2 protein-coding genes are annotated in these 1,961 nt (G+C 66.5%); both read left to right on the top strand.

Annotated elements, in window-relative coordinates; all coding sequences use genetic code 11:
• Positions 1-915 (top strand): pectinesterase family protein (locus tag AAF184_25820; GenBank protein ID MEO0425774.1); only part of this gene is annotated, 915 nt, incomplete at its 5' end.
• Positions 916-1,019: 104 nt separating this feature from the next.
• Positions 1,020-1,961: DUF5666 domain-containing protein (locus AAF184_25815; protein MEO0425773.1), on the top strand; the 942-nt coding region annotated here is incomplete at its 3' end.

Genomic DNA, 1,961 nt, shown 5'->3' with positions numbered 1-1,961 from the left:
GCGCTCCCCGCCGTGCTCGTCAGCAGCGGCCTCGCCCTGGCCCAGGACGCCACCGTCCCGGATGATTTCGCCACCATTCAGTCAGCAGTCTTGTCCGCGGGCGACACCGATGGCAATGGCACCGTGGACATCTTCGTCCGCGCCGGCACCTACAACGAAGACGTCATCGTGCAGCGCCAGAACATCGTGCTCACCGGCGAGGCCGTCGCCAGCACCACCATCGTGGGCTCCGGCGCCCGTGACACGGTGCAGGCCAGCCGCGCCAACGGCTTCTCGATCTCCGGCTTCACCGTCGTCTCCGGTGGCATATTCGACAGCGTGGAGGTGAATCGTTCCAGCGGGGCGACGGTGCAGGGCAACGCGCTCACCGGCGGCGCCACGGGCGTGTCCGTCGATCGCTCCTCCAACGTCACCGTCGCCGACAACGAAGTGTTCGGCACCACCCAGGAAGGCATCGACCTAGACCGTTGCCGGGCCGTGAACGTGCTCAGCAACAACGTGCACGACAACCTCCAGGAAGGCATCACCGTCGACGCCTGCTCGCGGGTGCGCGTGCAGTCGAACACGGTCACGGACAACGGCGGCGTGGGCATTCGCGATCGCGCCTCCACCGGTGACCTCTTCATCCGCAACACCTCCCTGCGCAACATCGATGACGGTTTCCGTCTGGAAGGCACCAGCGGCAACATCCTGTTCGGCAACACGTCCTCCGGCAATATCGACAACGGCCTGCGCATGGAGGGCACGTCGAACAGCCTCATCACCAGCAACGAGTTCACCGACAACTTCGGCTTCGGCGTGCGCCGCGAAGACTGGCTGAACGACGACTTCTCCCGTGCCGCGGCAGGCGTGCAGAACCCGCCCGGTGATAACGACCTCTCGGGCAATGCCCAGGGTCAGCTGCGCGAGGACTGATCCTCTCGCTCGCCAGCAGAGGGGGCAGCGACCGACGTGTCGCTGCCCCCGCAACCGTCTCCCCATCCGAACCGCGCCGCCCCCGAGAGCCAAGGAAGAGTTCCATGAGCATTCAACACACGCTCGCGTACCCGTGGCTGGCCCTTGCGCTAGCAGCGCTTGCGGCCTGCGGCGGAGGTGGTAACACCGTCGTCGCCGTGCCACCGCCAGCTGACGAAGAGCCGCCCGCCGATGAGGAAGTGATCGTCGGCCAGTTCGCCTTCGGGCCGATCTCGAGCTTCGGCAGCATCATCGTCGGCGGCGTGCGCTACGACACGTCCGCTGCGCAATTCACCATCGATGGGGAGGTGGGCAGCCAGGACGACCTGAGCGTCGGCCATGTAGTGCTGATCGAGGCCACCGTCGATGGGGACGGGGTTGCGCAAGCGCTCAACGTCTTCTTCGATGACAATGTCGAGGGGCCCATCGAGAGCATCGACCTCGGCGCGGCGCAGCTCACCGTGCTGGGACAAACCGTGGCGATCACGGCGGATACGTCCTTCGACGACGGCATCGCGCCACCCTCCCTTGAGGGGCTCGCCGTGGGCGACACCATCGAGGTGAGCGGCTTGATCGAGGCGGACGGCACCATCTCGGCCACGCGTATCGAGCGCAAGGCGCCGGGCGGGGAGCTGGAGCTTCGCGGCGTCGTCAGCAATCTCGATAGCGCCGCCCAGCACTTCGATCTCAATGCGTTGACCGTCGACTACAGCGCCGCTGCGCTGTCGGACTTCCCCACCGGTCAGCCCGCGGACGGTGATCTGGTGGAGGTCAAAGGCACCGCCTTCGGCCCTGGCGGCGAGCTGATCGCGACCAGCGTCGAACTCGAATCCCTGCTCCCTGGCGATGGGGGCGGAGGCGCGTTCGTCGAGATCGAAGGCTTCATCAGTCGCTTCGCCTCGGCAACGGACTTCTCCGTGGCAGGCCTCGCGGTGACGACGACCGAAGCGACGGTGTTCGAGGGCGGCGCCGCGTCTGACCTCGGGCTCAACATCAAGGTGGAAGTC

Source organism: Pseudomonadota bacterium, assembly GCA_039815145.1.
Classification (GTDB): domain Bacteria; phylum Pseudomonadota; class Gammaproteobacteria; order Steroidobacterales; family JBCBZW01; genus JBCBZW01.
The sequence above is the reverse complement of the archived record's forward strand: the minus strand, read 5'-3'. Positions and strand labels throughout refer to the sequence as shown.